This is a genomic window from Achromobacter aloeverae (genome assembly GCF_004121055.1).
GTDB classification, from domain to species: domain Bacteria; phylum Pseudomonadota; class Gammaproteobacteria; order Burkholderiales; family Burkholderiaceae_B; genus Bordetella_C; species Bordetella_C aloeverae.
Genome location: NZ_PYAL01000001.1, coordinates 236599 through 254359 on the forward strand (window position 1 = coordinate 236599; position 17761 = coordinate 254359).

The 17761-nt window shown below is 67.8% G+C and carries 15 protein-coding genes and 1 pseudogene; 6 read left to right on the forward strand and 10 right to left on the reverse strand.

Annotation, left to right across the window (positions count from 1 at the left end):
• Positions 1 to 54: 54 nt before the first annotated feature.
• The 9 genes and pseudogenes from C7R54_RS01075 to C7R54_RS01115 form a co-directional block, all read right to left on the reverse strand.
• Positions 55 to 1122, reverse strand: coding sequence for an HAD family hydrolase (locus C7R54_RS01075; protein WP_240039337.1), 1068 nt, complete (start codon positions 1120 to 1122; stop codon positions 55 to 57).
• Complete coding sequence (locus C7R54_RS01080) at positions 1119 to 2789, reverse strand: BatD family protein (RefSeq protein WP_240039338.1); 1671 nt, start codon at positions 2787 to 2789, stop codon at positions 1119 to 1121. The genes C7R54_RS01075 and C7R54_RS01080 overlap by 4 nt, the downstream gene beginning before the upstream one ends.
• Positions 2786 to 4318: a VWA domain-containing protein gene (locus C7R54_RS01085; RefSeq protein WP_129148346.1), complete on the reverse strand. Its 1533-nt coding sequence runs from the start codon at positions 4316 to 4318 to the stop codon at positions 2786 to 2788. The genes C7R54_RS01080 and C7R54_RS01085 overlap by 4 nt, the downstream gene beginning before the upstream one ends.
• Positions 4319 to 4515: 197 nt before the next feature.
• Positions 4516 to 5493: pseudogene (locus C7R54_RS01090) on the reverse strand (vWA domain-containing protein); the annotation flags it as partial.
• The gene (locus tag C7R54_RS01095; RefSeq protein WP_129148348.1) at positions 5480 to 6121 is read right to left on the reverse strand and encodes a DUF4381 domain-containing protein; all 642 of its coding nucleotides are present in this window, start codon (positions 6119 to 6121) and stop codon (positions 5480 to 5482) included. The gene C7R54_RS01095 and the pseudogene C7R54_RS01090, both read right to left, overlap by 14 nt.
• Positions 6118 to 7089: a DUF58 domain-containing protein gene (locus C7R54_RS01100; RefSeq protein ID WP_129148349.1), complete on the reverse strand. Its 972-nt coding sequence runs from the start codon at positions 7087 to 7089 to the stop codon at positions 6118 to 6120. The genes C7R54_RS01095 and C7R54_RS01100 overlap by 4 nt, the downstream gene beginning before the upstream one ends.
• Positions 7090 to 7161: 72 nt before the next feature.
• On the reverse strand, positions 7162 to 8145 hold the full coding sequence (locus C7R54_RS01105) for an AAA family ATPase (RefSeq protein ID WP_129148350.1): 984 nt from the start codon (positions 8143 to 8145) through the stop codon (positions 7162 to 7164).
• A gap of 120 nt (positions 8146 to 8265) precedes the next feature.
• Positions 8266 to 9429, reverse strand: a complete 1164-nt coding sequence (locus tag C7R54_RS01110) for a formylglycine-generating enzyme family protein (protein WP_129148351.1) — start codon at positions 9427 to 9429, stop codon at positions 8266 to 8268.
• Between the two features lie 55 nt (positions 9430 to 9484).
• A complete protein-coding gene (locus tag C7R54_RS01115; protein WP_129149388.1) occupies positions 9485 to 10432 on the reverse strand; it encodes a SphA family protein in 948 nt (315 codons plus the stop codon).
• A 729-nt stretch (positions 10433 to 11161) separates the two neighbouring features.
• Between C7R54_RS01115 and C7R54_RS01120 the strand changes: the two genes are divergently transcribed.
• From C7R54_RS01120 to C7R54_RS01140, 5 genes are all read left to right on the forward strand, one after another.
• A complete protein-coding gene (locus C7R54_RS01120; protein WP_158021120.1) occupies positions 11162 to 11998 on the forward strand; it encodes a DUF2092 domain-containing protein in 837 nt (278 codons plus the stop codon).
• Complete coding sequence (locus tag C7R54_RS01125) at positions 11995 to 12906, forward strand: hypothetical protein (protein ID WP_129148353.1); 912 nt, start codon at positions 11995 to 11997, stop codon at positions 12904 to 12906. The genes C7R54_RS01120 and C7R54_RS01125 overlap by 4 nt, the downstream gene beginning before the upstream one ends.
• Positions 12907 to 12997: 91 nt before the next feature.
• On the forward strand, positions 12998 to 13684 hold the full coding sequence (locus C7R54_RS01130; RefSeq protein WP_129148354.1) for a DUF3313 domain-containing protein: 687 nt from the start codon (positions 12998 to 13000) through the stop codon (positions 13682 to 13684).
• Positions 13685 to 13989: 305 nt separating this feature from the next.
• Positions 13990 to 14967 (forward strand): alpha/beta fold hydrolase, encoded by a 978-nt coding sequence (locus C7R54_RS01135; RefSeq protein ID WP_129148355.1) that lies wholly within the window; start codon positions 13990 to 13992, stop codon positions 14965 to 14967.
• Between the two features lie 90 nt (positions 14968 to 15057).
• The gene (locus tag C7R54_RS01140; RefSeq protein ID WP_129148356.1) at positions 15058 to 15723 is read left to right on the forward strand and encodes a glutathione S-transferase family protein; all 666 of its coding nucleotides are present in this window, start codon (positions 15058 to 15060) and stop codon (positions 15721 to 15723) included.
• A gap of 17 nt (positions 15724 to 15740) precedes the next feature.
• Here the strand turns inward: C7R54_RS01140 and C7R54_RS01145 are convergent, their stop codons facing one another.
• Positions 15741 to 16967, reverse strand: a complete 1227-nt coding sequence (locus tag C7R54_RS01145; protein WP_129148357.1) for a multidrug efflux MFS transporter — start codon at positions 16965 to 16967, stop codon at positions 15741 to 15743.
• Between the two features lie 139 nt (positions 16968 to 17106).
• Here C7R54_RS01145 and C7R54_RS01150 point away from each other — a divergent pair, with 139 nt between their 5' ends.
• Positions 17107 to 17757: a GntR family transcriptional regulator gene (locus tag C7R54_RS01150; RefSeq protein WP_129148358.1), complete on the forward strand. Its 651-nt coding sequence runs from the start codon at positions 17107 to 17109 to the stop codon at positions 17755 to 17757.
• Positions 17758 to 17761: the final 4 nt, after the last annotated feature.

Below are 17761 nucleotides of genomic sequence, written 5' to 3' on the forward strand. Positions count from 1 at the left end.
GATCAAAGACACTTGCCGCCAGAACTGGCGGAACCGCTAGAACCCCTAGAACCGCTAGAACGCATATACGCGAGACCACTCCTTTTCCATGTCGACTATCGTCCAACCCTGCCGCTGCGCCTCGTCCAGGGCCTTGTCCAGGCGACCGATCTTGGAGTCGCGGTCATAGGCCCATTCACGCTGCGCGTCGGTGTGATGCACGAGGCCGGCGAAACGCCTGCCCGCCCCCGCGCTCGTCCACTGCAACATCTGCAGGTCGCCATCCGAATTGCCGAACGCGAAGATGGGACGGCGGCCGATGGCGTGCTGGATGGCGACGGGCTTGCCGGGACCATCGTCGTAGAACCCCAGCTTGGGCAGGCGCATCAGGCGCGGCTTGCCGTCGTGCATTTCAAACTTGGCGGCGAAGCTGCTGCCGATGACCTGCTCCGGCGGAATGCCGTAGGCCTGCTGCGCCCAGACCCGCATGAACTCGACCTCGCCGCCCGAGACGATATAGGTCTTGAAGCCATGCGCGCGCAGGTAATCGAGCAGTTCCCGCATCGGGGCGTAGGTCATGGTGTTGTAGGGCACGTGGAAGCGCGGATGGCGGGCGGTCGCCAGCCACTGCCGCACCTGGCTGGTGTACTGGTCGCTGTCCATGCCGGTCTGGGTGGCGCCGACGATCTGCAGCAGGTCGCGCGTGGTCAGCTTGGCCAAGGCGGCGCTGTCGTTGCGCAGCACGGCCTGGAATGCCGGCTTGGTCTTCCACTCCGGATGCGAGGGCGCCATCGTGCGAACCTGGTCCAGCGCGAACATCAGCTGGAAATACATGGGCTGTTCGCTCCACAGCGTGCCGTCGTTGTCGAACACGGCGATACGCTCCTCCGCCGGAACGAAGTCGGGGCTGCCCGGCTGCGTGACCGCCTGGACGAAATCGGTGATGGCGCGGCGCGAGGGTCCGTCGTTCCACGAGGCCAGCGTCGCGGCGGGGACGGTTTGCGCTTGCCCCTGTGCCTCGGCAGGCGACGGCGGCTTCGATGTCGAGCACGCTGACAGCAGCGATGCCGCGCAGAGGATGAGCCATGCGGTCCAGCGCCCTAGCATGCGTCGCGGGGCTGCATATGCACGAAGATCGGTCATGCCGTGCTCTCCAGGTCGGGTTTGGAAGGTGTGGGCGTGGCGGAACCGCCGGCCTCGCCAGCCACCGCGGGCAGCCATTGCGCGGCCGGTTCCGAAGGCCGGGATGAGCACTCGGCCAGCGAGCGCGGCAAGGCGTGGGCAGGCCGCGGGGCCCGGTGCCTGCGCCAGGCCGCACGCCACGCCCGCGTTTCCGACGCCAGGCGATTCCGGTCTTCGCCCGCGTGCGACCGATCGCCGGAACGGGGCCCGTATGCCTGACGCAAGGCCGCCCCGGCGGCAGCCTGCTCTCCCGCGCCCAGCGGCGCCACCGCCATGCGCATGGCCGGCATGCCCGTGCATTTGCGCAGCCATCGGTAGCAGGCGGTCAAAGCCGTCGGTTCGCCGCGCGATTCGCGCTGCCATGCACGCCAGTAATAGGGCTCGCTGGACCGCCAGCGCGCCCTGCCCCGACGAGCGGCCTCGCGCACCGCGCGTGCGCCACGCCGCCACCAGGGCCATGTCACCCACAGCAGCAGCAGGAGCGGCGCCAGGATGGCCACGGCGGTCACGGCCCAGGGCGGCACCACCCAACGGGCACTTTGCCGCAGGCGCGACAGGTCATCGGCCAGGGAAAACGGCACGTCGGCCCGGGGCGCCACGGCCACCGTCACGCGCCGTCCCGGCATGGTTTGCGTCTCCAACGCGCCGTCGGCGGTATTGCGCCATTGCAGGGTCACGGACGGCAGGTCGAACGTTCCCGCGTCCATGGCCACGTACTCCACCCGATCGATACGCTGCCCGCCGACAAAGCCGCCCCGGCCATCGGTCAATGTCGTGACCTGCGGCTCCAGCGGATAGCGGTTGAAATGCGGTATCTCGTCCAGGGGCGCGGGCTGGAGCAACATGGCCTGCACCCCTTGCGCGCGTTGCGTGATGGTCCGGGTGATGCGGCCACCGGTCACCAGCGGGTCCGGCGCCAGGACATAGTCCTGCGTGATGCTCATCCGCGTGGCGGCCGCGCCGCCTGTTGCGCGGGAGACGGCGCCCTGCGATGCGCCCGCGCCGCCGCGTGCCGCCGCTGCCCCGCCTTGCGCGCCAGCAAGGCCGCCGCCCACCTCGATGGCCAGCGGCGCGCTGCTGGCAGAGACCTCGTTTCCGCCCGGTCCAACCTTGGCGCTGACGGTCAATGCCGGCAGCTGCAACGTACCGGGTTGCGCGGCGATCAGCAGATAGGTGTAGCGCACGCCGACATAGGACACGCCATCCTTGTCCTCGCGTATCAACTCGCCCTCGCCCGATGGCGCGGTGACCATCACGCCCGGCAGGTCCAAGGCGGGCAGGCGCGGCGGCTGCGTGAACCAGGTTGGGGTCAGGACATCGACCCGCAGCGCGATGGTCGCGTTCGCCTGGGCTTCCGATGGGGCATGAACGGCTACCCGCAATGGCGGCGCGTCCTGCGCGGCGGCTGGAGCGGGCATGGCCAAGCATGCGGTGGCCAGCGCCAGCAAGAGCATGACAGACCGCGGCCGGGTCCGCGACAGCGGGCGGACCAGGGCCAGGGCCAGCGCCACAACGAAGGCCCGGACCCGGACCTTGGCCGGGAACGGCGACAACGAGCGGTATTGCAGCGCAGGCCTGCCCGCATCGCGCATGCGTGGGCGCCATTCCAGGCGACGGGCCATCGTCATGGCGCCCTCCCTGCCGCCGCATCCTGGGCCGCGAACTTGCCGCGCAGGAAGCGGGCGGGCGACAGCGTCAGGTTGCGCAGCCACATCTCCTCGGACGGCGCCTGCCCGGCATGCGTCGCCACCCTCTGGCCGGCCTTGGCGGTCTTGTCCTGTATCGTCTTGTCGGGCGGCTCGCCTTCGTCGCCCTGCGTTTCCTGCGTCATCGATTCCAGCAGGCGCGCCACGATGCCGCGATTGACCACGGCCGGCTCCCATCCCGGCTTGATGGCCAGGGCCTGGTCATAGGCCGCCAGCGCGGCGTCATACTGGCGCAGCCGCGTCTGGGTATTGGCCACGTAGAAATAGCCTTCGGCCGTGGTCAAGGGCGTGAAGGCCTGCAAGGCCGCCTGGTACTTGCCGGCCTGATAGGCCGCGCGTCCCTTCCAGTAGGGATCGCGGAAGCGCGCCATCGCGGTTTCGTAGTCGCCGCGATCGAAAGCCATGCGGCCTTGCTGGTCGGGCGTGAAGAATGCATCGGCCAAGGGGCCGGCCCGCGCCGGCTGCGGCGCCGCCAGGACCACGATGCCGGCCAGCAGGCAGGCATGCCACGCCACGCGCCATCCCCGCCGCAACGCGGCCAGCGCCAGCAAGGCCAGCGGCCAGCAGAGCCAATAGCCTGCTTCCTTCCAGTGCGGCGGTCCGGCGTACGCATCCTGCACTTCCCGGAAATGCTGTTGTGCGTGCAAGGTGATCCAGTCCAGGTCGTCCTTGCCGCCGGTCAGGCTGCCCAAGGGCGCGCCGGCCGCGCGCGCGAGGTCGCGCAGGGCCGCCTCGTCGATGCCCCCGGCGGCGCCGCCGGCGCCCCGCAAGCCGACCGCCATGACCAGCACCTGCATGTCCTTTACCGCCTGCGCCGCCTGCTTCACGGCCGCCATCCGCGCGGTATCGGCGCCATCCGTCAACAGCAGCAAGGTGCCCCCTGCCCGCTCGGCGGCCAGCACCTGGGCGGCCACGGCGACCGTGCCCGCCGCATCGTGCCCCGCGCTGGCGATCAGGTCCGAGGACAGCGCCTGCGTGAAGAGATCCAGCAGATCCTTGTCGTCGGTCGGCGGCAGCACCAGGTGGCTGCTGCCCGCATAGGCGATCAACCCGGTCTTCGCGCCCGCGCGCCGGGCCGCAAGGTCGCGCACCGTCCGCTTGGCCGCCTCCAAGCGCGATGGCGGCACGTCCTTGGCGTCCATCGAGGGCGACAGGTCCACCGCCACGATAAGCGGCGCGACGTTGTCGAGGAAGTCCGGTTCGTCCCGCTCCCAGGCCGGTCCCGCGGCGGCCACGGCGGCCACAGCCAGGATGGCCGCCAGCACGTCGATGGGACGCGGCCCCCGTCCGCCCGGCGTATGGACCAGCAGATAAGGCAGCAAGGCTGGCGCGATGCGGCCGTCCTGCATCATGCGCCCTTGCGTGGCCCGCCATGCCCACCACAGCAGCGCGGCGACAGGTACGCCAAGCAGCCACCACGGGCGCAGGAAATGAAAGGCGCTCAGGTCCATGCGCCCTCCTTGCGGTCCAGGCTCTCGTCGCACGCCGTGATCGGGTCGCCGGCCGTGCGCGTCTTGCCGTTCATGACATGGCCCGCGCCGGCGTAGGAGGGGTGGTCGGCGGTCTCGCCGCCTGCCCGGCCTGTCGCGGCGCCCCTTGCATCGATCCCGCCACCGTCGCTCGTGCCGCCATCGCCATGCGCCCCGCCCTCGGCGCGCGCTGCCGCCCAGCCCGCCAGCGCCGCCAGCACATGCCAGGCTGCCAGCAGGCACAACGCCAGCGCCACCGGCACCCAGAAGAACTCGCGCTTGGGCTGATGCCGCAAGGTCCTGACCTCGCGCGGCGTGATGCGGTCCAGCGTGGCGTAGACCGATTGCAACGCGGCCTGGTCCTGGGCACGGAAGAATTGCCCGCCAGTCGTTCGCGCGATATCGCGCAGGGCACCGAAATCGACGCGGTCTTCGCCCGTCGCCGCGGGATCGCCTATCCCTATGGTGTGGACCACGATGCCGTGCTGCTTCGCCAGCGCCGCGGCGCGCGCCGGCGGCACGGCGCTGCTGGTGTCGTTGCCGTCGGTCAGCAGCATCATGACCTTGTCCTGCTCCCGGGCCGCATCGAGCATGCGTATGCCCAGCCCGATCGCGTCGCCGATGGCGGTATTGGGCCCCGCCATGCCGACGGCCGTCTGGTCCAGCAGCAGGCGCAGGGCGGCATGGTCCAGCGTCAAGGGCGCCTGCGGGTACGCGCCCGCGCCGAAGACGACCAGGCCCAGCCGGTCGTCGGCACGCTTCTCGATGAAGTCCCGCACCACCGAGCGCACCGCTTCCCACCGCGTGGCCTCGCGTCCATCGGGGGCTCGAAAATCGCGGGTGTCCATGGACTGCGATATGTCCAGGGCCAGCAGGATGTCGCGCACGGGTTCGACGTGTACCAGTGGCGGTTCCACCCATTGCGGCCGCGCCAGCGCCAGCAGCGCCAGCAGCCAGACGGCCAGGTTCAGCCACAGCTGGGCGCCTGCGGCCCGCACGCCCGGCCGCGTGGGGGACTTGCCCGTCAACCGGGCCATGGTGTCGAAGAATGGCGCGCGCAAGGCACTGCGCCCGTGCAGGTAGGCCGGCAGCCAGCGATAGGCCGCCCACGCCAGGGGCGCGGCAAGCAGCAGCCACGGATACTCAAGCCGCCACATGATGACGCTCCATCCACCGCAGGCTGTCGTCGAACAGCCGCCCCAGGGCCGCCGGATCGATATCGCGCACCGTCGCATCGGGGGCATAGGCGAGTATCGGCAGCAGGCGAACGCTGTCGACGGACAATGGAGCCGCGACTGGCGGCCCGCGGTCCGCGTCCCGGCCGGCAGTGCCTCGCCCGCGCTCCAGCATGGTCCCCGGTCCCATGTCCTGGGCGAGATACGCCATCCATGCCTGACCCGACAGGGCGGCGACGCCGACAGCCGGAACGTCCGGCGGCGGCGACCCGTGGTGTCGCCCCTGCCACCCAGCCTGCTTATGCCGCCCTGCACGCTCCGCATGGATGGCCGCCGCGGCCAATGCCGTCCGCTTGAGCAAATCCGGCAGCTGCCTTGCCGCCAGCGGCCGCAGCTCGGCTTCCTTCCGTATGCGAGCCAATTCGGCCAACGCCTGCCTGCGGTAGAGGTTGCGCCGCCGCGTGCGCACCGTCGCGAGCAGCCCATAGGCAGCGAGCGCGCAGATCACCACGGCGACCACCGCCCATCCCCATGTCTGCGGCCAGTACGACACGGGCGCCGGCAAGGGCAGCTCGCGCAGTTGGTCCAGGCCCGGCAGGTCGGTGCTCATGTGCGCCCTCCCGCCGCCTGCCGGCCCAGCTCGCGCCGCAGCTGCGCCGATTCGTCCTGCACCGTGTCCATCGTCATCAGCGGCACGCGGCTGCGCCGCAGCAAATCCGCGACTTCGCGCAGGCGGCCGCTGAAAAAGTCCGCCAAGGGCTGGCGTTCGTGATGACGCCCCACGGCGATGTCCAGCTGCAACTCGCCCTGCGTCACGACCAGTCGGCCGCGCCGGGGAATATCCTGGGCCATCGGGTCGAACACCAGCATGCCGACCACGTCGTTGTGCAGCGCCAACAGGCGCAGCGTACGCAGCGTTTCCGCATCGGCGCCGGCGAAGTCGCTGACCACGCAAACCAGGCTATCGTGCGGCGCCAGCGCCAGGGCGGCGCGCAAGGCCGCATTCAGGCCCGTCATCGCGGGACGGTCGGGGCGGTCCGCCGCCAGCGCACCGTTGGCGCGCACCACTTCGGCCAGCAAGGCCTGCACGCGATCGCGGCTGCGCAAGGGCTTGAACACTTTCTGCCCATCGTCATCGAAGACCACGCCGCCCACCCTGTCGCCCGCGCGCAGGGCCATCCACGCCGCCAACGCCGCCAGGCGCGCCGCGACCGCGCACTTGAACGCGCGCACGGACCCGAAATACATGGTCATGCGCTGGTCGACCACGATGAGCGCGGGTCGGTCGCGCTCCTCCGTATAGGACCGCACATAGGGCTTGCCGTAGCGCAGCGACGCGCGCAAATCAAGCTGGCGCAGATCGTCTCCCGCCACATAGCGCCGCAACTCCGAGAAATCCAGTCCGCGCCCGCGCAGGCGCGATCCGTGCGCGCCTGCCAGCACGCTGTTCAAGGGTTGGCGCGAGCCGAAGGACAAGCCGGTTACCGCTGCCTCCAGGGCGACCAGCTCCGCCAGGGAAGGATGGACCGGATGGGGCGCGGCGCGTGTCGCGGCGGGCGATGCCGGGGGCGGCTTCATCGGCTTTGCCGAGTTCGCGGACCATGGGGCGGAAGATGGGGGCGGTGTTGCGCGCGGCGACATGTGTGTCTCCTACGCGGGCACCGCGACGGCATCCAGCAGGCGGTCGATGGCCTGCTCGGCCGTCACGCCTTCGGCCACGGCGTCATAGGACAGGTGCAAGCGATGCCGCAACACGGCGTGGGCGACCGCGCGCACGTCATCGGGCGAACTGAAATCGGCCCCGGCCAGCCACGCATGCGCGCGCGCCGCCCGGTCCAGCGCGATCGCGCCGCGCGGACTGGCGCCGATCTGTATCCAGCGCGCCAGGTCGGCATCCGCCGGATGCCGGGTCGCGTTCACCAGGTCCACCACATAGCGGTCCACGGCCGGCGCGACATGCAGCGCCGCCACTTCCGCGCGGCAGGCGAACAGATCGTCCTGGCTTATGCGCAGCTCGTCGCCATGGGCCGCGGAGGCGTCCTGCCCGTCGCCGCCAGCCGGCGCGCGCAACAGCGCCAGCATCGCCGCCTCGTCATCCGGGCCGGGATAATCCAGGCGTATCTTCATCAGGAAGCGATCCATCTGCGCTTCCGGCAAGGGGTAGGTGCCCTCCTGCTCGATCGGATTTTGCGTGGCCAGGACCATGAACAGCGGCGGCATGGGCTGCGTAACGCCGCCCACGGTGATCTGCCGCTCCTCCATTGCCTCCAGCAAGGCGGATTGCACCTTGGCCGGAGCGCGATTGATTTCATCGGCCAGCACCAGGTTGCCGAACAAGGGACCGGCCTGGAACTTGACCTGGTGCCGTCCGTCGGCGTCCTGCTGCAGCACGTCCGCGCCCGTGATATCGGAAGGCAGCAGATCCGGCGTGAACTGGATGCGGCTCATGTCGGCCGCCAGGTGCGCGGCCAGCGCCTTTACCGTGCGGGTCTTCGCCAACCCGGGCAGGCTTTCCAACAGGACATGCCCGTCGGCCAGCAAGGCAACCAGCACCAGCCGTATCACCGCCGCCTGGCCGAGCACCGACCGGGCGACCGCCTGCTCAAGCGCCAGGATGTCCGTACGATCTGCCATGCCCATCCCCCCTTTGGCATCGGGCAATCATTGGGAAACGAAGAGGTTGCAGGATTCGGGATCCGCGCGATGGTCCCGTCCCCGCAGCTCCAGCGACTTGTCAAGATGAGGGGCCGGCCCTCAACGCACGGCGACGCTATGCTTGTTGGCCTGCGCCAACTGCCATTGCGCCTGCGTCATGACCGTGCGGAATCCCAGGTGCGACATGCTGTTCATCGGGTCCGTGCCGCGCCGCGCGCTGGTGCGGTAGCTGATGCAATACGTGTCGCTGCACAGGAAAGAGCCGCCGCGCGTCACGCGCTTGGGCGCGGCCGACGGCACACCCGGATCGTCCGGGTCGAAGCTCTGCGCCGGTCCCGCCGGATCCAGCGGCGGCTGCCGGTATTGCGCCTCGATGCGGAAGGCGTCGGCACGGTACCAGTCGCCGGTCCATTGCCAGACATTGCCCGCCATGTCGTAAAGGCCGTAATTGTTGGGCGCATACGTGCCCACCGGCGTCGTCCCTACCGGGATCTTCTCGTCCGTGACCACCGGAAAGGGCTGGCTTTCGCGGGTGTCCCAGATATTGGCCATGGGACGTCCGTTGGGCGCCAACTCGTTGCCCCAGACGTAGGTGGCCTGCTCCAGGCCCCCGCGCGCGGCGAACTCCCATTCCGCCTCGGTAGGCAGGCGCTTGCCCGCCCACTTCGCATAGGCCTGCGCGTCTTCATAGGACACCTGGACGACCGGGTGGTCCTCCTTGCCGATGATGTTGCTCTGCGGCCCTTGCGGATGACGCCAATCGGCGCCCGGCACATAGCGCCACCATTGCGAGAAATCGCGCAGCGAGACCTCCGACGCGGTGCCGACGAAGACCATGGCACCCGGCACCAGCTTGGAATCGTCCGGGCGCGGCGTGCCCGGCGGCAGTTGCACCTGCAAGTCCTCCCAGCGGGGCTTGCGCTCGGCGGTGGTGACATAGCCGGTGGCCGCCACGAAACGCGCGAACTCCTGGTTGGTGACGTCATGCGTGTCCATCCAGAAACCCGACAACCGCACCTTGTGCGCCGGCCGTTCGTTGGGCTGCGACATGCGGGCATCGCTGCCCATGGCGAATTCCCCGCCCGGGATCCAGGCCATGCCCTCGGGTCCCTTCTTGCCATCGCCCAGCACGGCAAGGACCTTGTCCGGCTTGCCTCGTTGGCCCGGCAGGACATCCAGGGAGGCCGCGACACCCGCGGTCACCCCCAGCCCGATAAGGATACCCAGTACCAGCCAGACGCGCGCTCGTATGCGTTTGCTCATGATGTCTCTCCACAAACGGCGCGGCCAGCGCGGCCGCGCGATGACATTGCAACAGTCAGAACACCAGCGCAACGCTGGCCATGACGGTACTGCCGCTGTTCAGGCGATTGGTGCTGGCCACCGTCGGCACCCAACGCAGGGACATGGACAACGACCGATCGGAAGCCAGCTTGCGGTCATAGGTCAGGATGGGCCCCAATGCCAGGTCGTGGCCCTTGAAACCATTCAGCCTGTTGGCGGTATCGCCCCGGTCGTTGCCCAGTTGCAGGATGGTGCCCACCACCATGCCGGCCCCGATGCCGTTGGAGAACATGCGCCGCGCCATCACGTCCGTGCCGAATAGGGGCGCGTTGTGATAGCCGGTGTCCCGATTGGGCGTGTAGATCTGCAGGCTGGTCACGGCATCCAGCTGCCAATGCGATTCGGGAAAGATGCCCGTATAGGCAATCTGCGGGATGAAGGTCCAGTTGTTCAAGCTGGGATTGGCCAGGTTGTTGGCGTTATAACGCCCGGTCGGTGCCCAGAAATTCAGGCTGAACGCGATGTGCTCGGTCTCGGAAAAGTGATAACCGGCGACGATAGGCGTGAAGTAGAGATCGAACAGGTCGGACGCGCTGTCCTTCGTATCGACGGTATTGCCTCGGGGCCCGGTCACGGCCGCGTCGACCTTGGTCCAGAGATAAGGCACGGTCATGCCCGAAGCGAAATTCCACTTTCCGGTACCGGTGTCCCAGGTCTTGAGCACGGTAGCCAGCGTGAAGGCCAGCTTGCCTTCCAGGCCCACCGAGATGTTGCGCCCCACGGGAACTTCGCGGCCGCCATGCAGGCTGCCGTCAAGGTAGATCTCGGAAAGGTTGACCACCGTCACCGGTTCCGGCGACACGATGCCGATATTGGCCTGGACACTGGTGCCGCTGATCTGCCGCCCGAGCGCCCCCTCCGTGGCCCACGCCGGCGCGGCGAGCGCCAGTGCGCCCAGGCCCGCCAACGCCTTGCCGGCCATCGCCCGCCACGTTTTCAAAAAAGCCTCCGATCCCTGCATGCCCCATCCCCAAGGTCAACAAAGAAAAGCACCGGGTGAGCGACCAACCCACCATCGGTTAGCGGTATCCCGCGATACCAAGCCATATGAATAAGTCACGCGAATAAGTCACGCGCGTGTCAGCGCGGCAATACGTGCGTGGACAGCAGCGATTTCATCCGCAGGCGGGATGAACCACGGACGATCAGCGAAAACGGGGAGGAACCCGACGCGCCGGCGCAGCGCTTAACGCGGCCGTCGTGCGAAATAACAAGGATGGGCGTCCAGGGAAATATCCATACCGGCCAAGTAACAGCCGGCGCCTTTTCTTGATGGACCCGCCGGCGAGCGTGGAAAGCGCCGACAGAATACGAGCGAAGATAAAACGAAAACGGTTCACATTAGCCTCTCTGCACAATGTATGAATGCGAGGTATAGCTATTCCAGACCGCAACCCGTGGTGGCAATCCCACGGACGTCACTTCGACAAAAATTCTTCTTTCGTTTTATTGCTAAAGAATGTGGCATTATTCACACAAGACTTAGCAAAAAACAACCATAGCAAAACACTTTATAAATTTTTTGGTTCGACATCCTTTTTCACGATTCAGGATTGCCTTGCAAAGCCGGTCTTAGGCTATGCGGCCGGCTGCCGCCGTTTCGATATCTTGCTCAACCACGCGCAATTCCAGTCGAGGAGTCGCAGTGAAGATGCTTAGATCCACCGGCCTCAAGCTGGCGTTTTGTCTTCTAGGATGCACCGCCGCAACGGCCCATGCCGCGCCGGATGCCACTCCCTCCCCGCCCCCATCTGGCCCGGCGAACAAGCCGGCGGCGGTGGCGTCCGCGACAAAGCCGGTCAATACCGTCGATCCCCGGGCGGTCGCCGCGCTGGACGCGATGGGACGCTATCTGCGCACCTTGCAGACATTTATCGTGACGGGCGACAGCGCCACCCAGGCCGTCCTGGACAATGGCCAGAACGTGACCTTCCTGCACCGCACGGTGATGCAGGTGCGGCGCCCCGATCGCGTGCGCGCGGAGATCACGGGTAGCGGCAAGCCACGCGGCCTGGTCTACAACGGCAAGACCTTCACGCTCTACGACAATAACCAGGGCTATTACACGGTCCAGCCCGCGCCACCCAGCATCGACGACCTGGTCCACGTGCTGCGCGACCAATACGGCGTCGAAATGCCGCTGGCCGACCTGTTTTCCTGGGGCACCGAGAGCAGCGACGGGCAGCGCCTGACGGCGGCAACCTCGCTGGGACTGGAACGGGTGAACGGCAAGTGGTGCCGCCACTACGTCTTCGGCGAGCCGGGATTGGATTGGGAACTCTGGCTGCAAGGGGGCAAGCAGCCGCTGCCCTGCCGCTTGGCCATCACCGATCTCACCCAGCCTTCCCGGCCCACGTTCTCGGTGTCGTACCAGTGGAACCTGCGGCCCGGACTGAATGCGGTGACGTTCACCTATCGCCCGGCCGCCGGCATGCGGGAAATCGGCGCGATGCGCGTGTCGCCGGAGCCCTATAAGGAGGCGCAATGAAAAATCGCTTCCGACTGACCATGCTCGCGGTCGCCTGCGGGACCGCGTTGACGCTGCTTGCCACCCAGGCCCAGGCCTTCCGCGGATTCGCCCGCACCGGCCTACGGCCCATGGCCGCTCCGCACGGCGGGGGGTTCCAGGGTGGCGGCTTCCACGGGGGAGGCTTCCAGGGTAGCTTCCAAGGGGGCGCACCCGCCTACCAAGGGGCACATAACCTCCAGCCGCATATGCAGGGCGGCGCGGGGCCGCAGAATTTCCCGGGCGGCCACCCGCCGGCCATGAATGCACCGCACAATACGACGCTTGCCGGCGGCGGGGGACATAATGGCCAAGGCCAGCATGGCTCGGGACCGGTCCGGCAAGGGGGCGGCCCCGGCGAACAAGGCAACAGTCCCAACCAGCATGGGAGCGGCTCGCCGGCCCAGCACGGCGGCAATCCGAACCAGCATGGCGGCGGCTCGCCCGACCAGCATGGCGGCAATCCGAGCCAGCATGGTGGTGGCGGGCCGAACCAGCATGGCGGCGGCGGTGGCGGCGATCACCACGATGATGGGCACCACGATGATGGGCACCATGACGACGATCATCATGACGATGATTACCACCACGACGACGATCATCACGACGATGACCACCACCATGACGATGATCATCATCACGACGACCATCATGACGACTATTACTACTACGGCTACGGCCCCGGCTGGTACGTCGATCCGGTCGCGGCCGGCATCGTCGCCGGCGCGGCCACCGCGGCGGTGATCGGGTCCATGGCGGCAACGCTGCCGCCGCAGTGCACCACGGTCATCGTCAACGGCCTGACGTACCAGCAATGCGGCCCCACGTGGTACCAACCGGTCTATGTGGGCACCACGATCCAGTATCAGGTCGTGGCGCCGCCGCGATGACGCACGCACAAGGCGGCCGGGCAGGACGGCTGGACGCCGGCAAGATTTCCCCGCATCCCGTTTCTCGTAGTCCTCTCTATCAGGAGCAGCCATGAAAGCCCATTTTCTGCGCAAGTCGCTTTTGAGCATGTCGGCAGTCCTTCTCGTCGCGGGCTGCGCTTCGGAACCGCCCACGCGGGAATCCGGCTTCCTGGGTGACTACTCACGCCTGGAAAAGCAGGACGCGCCGGGAGGCGGCACGCGGCTGGCCTACGTCAATCCCACGTTCACCCCGGCCAACTACACGGCGCTGTGGCTGGACCCGGTGGTCTTCTACCCGGAACCCAAGCCCACCGAGAATGTGTCGATGGCCACCATGAACCAGGTGCGCGAATACATGGATCAGGCGCTGCGCAGCCGGCTGGACGGAAAGGTCCGCATGGTCAATCACGCGGGTCCGGGCGTTGCGCACGCCCGCCTGGCCATCACCGCCGTCGGCGCCGAGACCGAGGCCCTGGCGCCTTACCAGTACATCCCCATCGCGCTGGTCGTCACCGGCGCCAAGGCAGCCATTGAAGGGGGCCGGCCGCAGGAGGCAACGCTGGCGATTGAGGCGCAGGTCTCGGACAGCCAGACCGGCAAGCTGCTGTTCGCCTCCGTCCGGGGCGGCACCGGCGGCGAAGTCCGCAGCGCCTCGCAAGGCCAGGGCGCGGTACAGCCGGAGCAGTTGAAGAAACTGATCGACACCTGGGCGGACGGCGCGGCCGCCCAGGTCAGCCGCTACATAAAGACCTTCTAGGAAACAGGATAGCGATCCCACCGAGGATGGCGGCTCCCCGCCGCACGCAGCGCGACGGGGCGGCACCGGCGGACCGGCCTGCCCGGCTCCGCCGGTTTATATTCTGGAACCCGCCAACCGTGCAATGCCGCCCCCTCGCATGACACCATCATGACACTGGCGTCCCGCGCAAACCGGCGCGGCGGCAATGACACATCGCAGCATTTTTCATGGCGGGCGCGTACACTCGACAGCCGGTCGCGCGCGATGCGCGCTGTGCGTCGCGGCGGCCGCTTCGCCATGCCTATCGCGGGGATCATGCCGACATGAATGCACAAACCTTCGACGCCCTGGGCACGCCGATACGGCGCGGCCAGGTCGATACGCCGCAGGTGCGGCTGGCCTACGAAGACTGGGGCGATCCCCATGCGCCGCCCCTGCTGCTGATCATGGGACTGGGTGCGCAAATGTTGTTGTGGCCCGATGGCTTCTGCAAGCGCCTGGTCGACGCCGGCTTCCGCGTGATCCGCTACGACAATCGGGATATCGGCCTGTCCGGCCGCATCCGCAGCCTCACGCCGCCGCCCCGCTTATGGTGGCTGATGGCCCGTTCCCAGCTGGGTTTGCAAAGCAAGGTCCCCTACACGCTGGAAGACATGGCCGACGACACCGCGGCCTTGCTCGACGGCCTGGGGCTGGCGCAGGCGCACGTCGTCGGCGGTTCCATGGGCGGCATGATCGCGCAGGTCCTTGCCGCCCGCCATGCCGCCCGGGTCGCGTCGCTGGCCATCATCTTTTCCAGCACCTGCCAGCCCCTGCTGCCGCCGACCGCGCCCACCCTGCTGTGGAAGCTGTTGCGCAAGCCACGTCCCGAAACCGGCCTGCATGGGCAGAAAGCGCACGTCAAGGCCCTCTTCCAGGCCCTGGGATCCGCCGCCTATCCGGTCGACGAAGCGGAAATGGACGCGCTGATCGATCGCCTGGGCGAACGCGGCATCGACGGCGGTGGCGCGCGGCGCCAGTTGATGGCCCTGCTGGGCACGGGCGACCTGCGCCGCTATGCGCAACGCATCCGGGCGCGCACCTGCGTGATCCACGGCGCCAAGGACCGCATGCTGCCGCCGGCGGCCGGCCGCGCGGTGGCGCGCGCCATTCCCGGCGCCCAGTTCCACCTCATCGCCGGCATGGGCCATGATCTACCCCGCCAGCTGTGGCCGCTGCTGACCCGGCTCATCGTCGACAACGCGGCCGCCGCCGAGGCAGTCATCCCCGATGCCGGCCATATGGCATACGAAGCCGCCTGAGCAGGCAATGTCGAAAACCGCGGCCCTGGCTCGTCGTAGGCATACGATGGTGAATAAAGCTGTCGCCCTGCCCACGAACCGGAGGCGCCCATGGCCTTGCAACTGTATTACCACCCCTTTTCCTCGTACTGCCACAAGGCCCTGGTGGCCTTCCACGAAAACGACATTGCCTTCGAAGGCCACGTCATCGAGGGGCCGGACTCGGCCGCCTACCGCGAACTGGCGGCGCGCTGGCCCATCAAGCGCTTTCCCATGCTGGTCGACGGAGAACGGCAGGTCATGGAAGCGACGTGCATCGTCGAATACCTGCAGACCTCGCACCCTGGCCCGGTGCGGCTGATTCCGGCCGATGCGCGGGCCGCGCTGGAGGTGCGGTTCCTGGACCGATTCTTCGACAACTACATCTCCACCCCGGTTCAGAAAATCGTCTTCAACGCATTGCGTCCCGATCCCTCGGTGCGCGATCCCTACGGCGTGGACGAGGCGCACGCCATGCTGGACGATGCCTACGGCTGGCTGGAGCAGCACATGCGAGGTCGCCAATGGGCCTGCGGCGACGCGCCCACGCTGGCCGATTGCGGCGCCGCGCCCTTCCTCTTCTATGCGCACTGGGTACATCCCATCCAGGAGGAACGTCATCCCAATATCCGGGCGTATCGCCAGCGCCTGCTGCAATGGCCTTCCTACGCCCGCTGCGTGGAACTGGCGCGGCCCTATCGCGGATTCTTCCCGCTGCCTATACCCGCCGACGACTGACGGGACGCCCGGCGCGCCTATTTCACGTCCGCCGTGGCGGCCGCCTTGCGTCCGGCGGCGCCGGCCACCCGCCAGGTGCCCAGCGCGCCGGCCAGCAGCAATACGCTGGTGCCGAGGAACACCGCCGGCATGCCGTAATGCCCGCCCACGTAGCCGCCCAGCAAGGGCCCGGTGACCTGACCCACATATTGCGACGACACCGAATAGCCCATGATGCTGCCGACGAAATGATCGGGCACGTTATGCCGCACCACCGCCGCGATGCAAGGCAGCAGGCCGCCCAGCGCCAGGCCCATCAGGAAGCGCAAGCCCACCAGTTGCCAGCCGGCCGTCACGAAAGCTTGCGGAATCAGCAGCACGGCGGCCACGCCCAGCGCCAACACGATGACGTAGGCATGCCCGATACGGTCGGCCAGCCGGCCCAGGCGTGACGCGGACAGGATGCTGCCCAGCGCGGCCGCCGACATCGCCAGGCCCGCCACGAAGGTCACCCGCGCGGGATCGTCCACCAGCGTGTTCACATACACCGTGATAATGGGTTCGATGGACATGTTGGCGAACATCAGCAGCATGCCCGTGAACAGCATGGTCAGCACGACGTCGCGCCGCGGAATATGCGACCAGCCGCCCTTGGGCCGGTTCTTCGCGGCGCCCGCCGGCCGCGGCCCCTCCTTGACCAGGAAGGTGGTGGCGAGAAAGGCGATGAAGATCAGGGCGCCGGACAGCCAGAACGTGGCGCGGATACCGATGAGCGGCGGCAGGGATCCACCTATCAGCGGTCCGATCAGGTTGCCGGCCATGATGCCGGACGACAACACGCCCAGCGCCCACGCCGAACGATTCCTGGGCGTCTGCACCGCGACCAGGATGGTCGCGCCCGAGGAGTAACCGCCCGCGATGCCCGTCAGAAGACGCAGGGCGAGCAACTGCCAGACATTGGTGGAGAAGCCGATCAGCGAAATGCAGATCGCCATCCCCAGGCTGGCGCGGATCAGCATCGGCTTGCGGCCATAGCGGTCGCCCAGGTGTCCCCACAACGGCGCCACGATGCCTGCCGTCAGGAAGGTCGCGCCATAGGCTATGCCCGACCATTGCACGATGGCCGCATGATCCTTGACCCCCAACTCCTCCACGTAAAGCGGCAGGAAAGGCAGCATCAGCGTCATGCCGACCAGGGTGGAAAAGGAGCCGAACAGGCATACGAGAAGATTGCGATGCCAATGGGGGTTGTGGTCGGAAGACATGGGCGCGGGGGTAGTGGTTGCTTGGGATACCAAGTTGGGATACATTAAACATCCCCCGTAGGCTTGTCAATAACGCTGGTCACTATTTTGTTGGCGCCGCCCATCTGTTGGCGCCGCCGTCCGCCCGGCAGGAGTCCCCGTGTCCCAATCCCTGGAAGTCGAAAAACAACTGCGCGCGATGATCCTGGACATGCAACTGGGCCCGGGCGAGCGCCTCACGGAACGCTGGGCCGAAGCGCAACTGGGCGCGTCGCGCACACCCGTGCGCGCCGCGCTGCTGCGCCTGGAGTCGGAAGGCCTGGTCTGCCGCGAAGGTCGCGGCTGGATGGTCACGCCGATCAATATCGCGGAGATCGAACAGCTATTCGTCTATCGCGAAGTCCTGGAGGTGGCCGCCATGCGGCTGACCGTGGCCCACCCCGATCACGCGGGCCTGGACGACATCGAGGCACTGCTCGACGACTGCGGTGAATCGGCCAGCGTGGAGGAGACCCACCGCATCGGCCTCGAATTCCATGTGCGCCTGGCGCAACTGTCCGGCAATGAATTCATCAGCCGCGGCGTGGCGGACGCCATGAACCGGTTGGCACGCACCCGCTGGCTGGAAAGCGACCCCATCGGCCACGGCTGGGCCGAACACCGCGCGGTGCTCGCGGCCCTGCGCGAAGGCGACGCCGAGCGCGCCGTCGCGCTGGTGCAGGCGCACGTGCGCGAAAGCCGCGACCGGCTGCTGGCCGTGCTGCGCGAAGGCCGCCGCAGCTTTCGCGCGCGCGGCGTGATGGTCGCATAGCGGC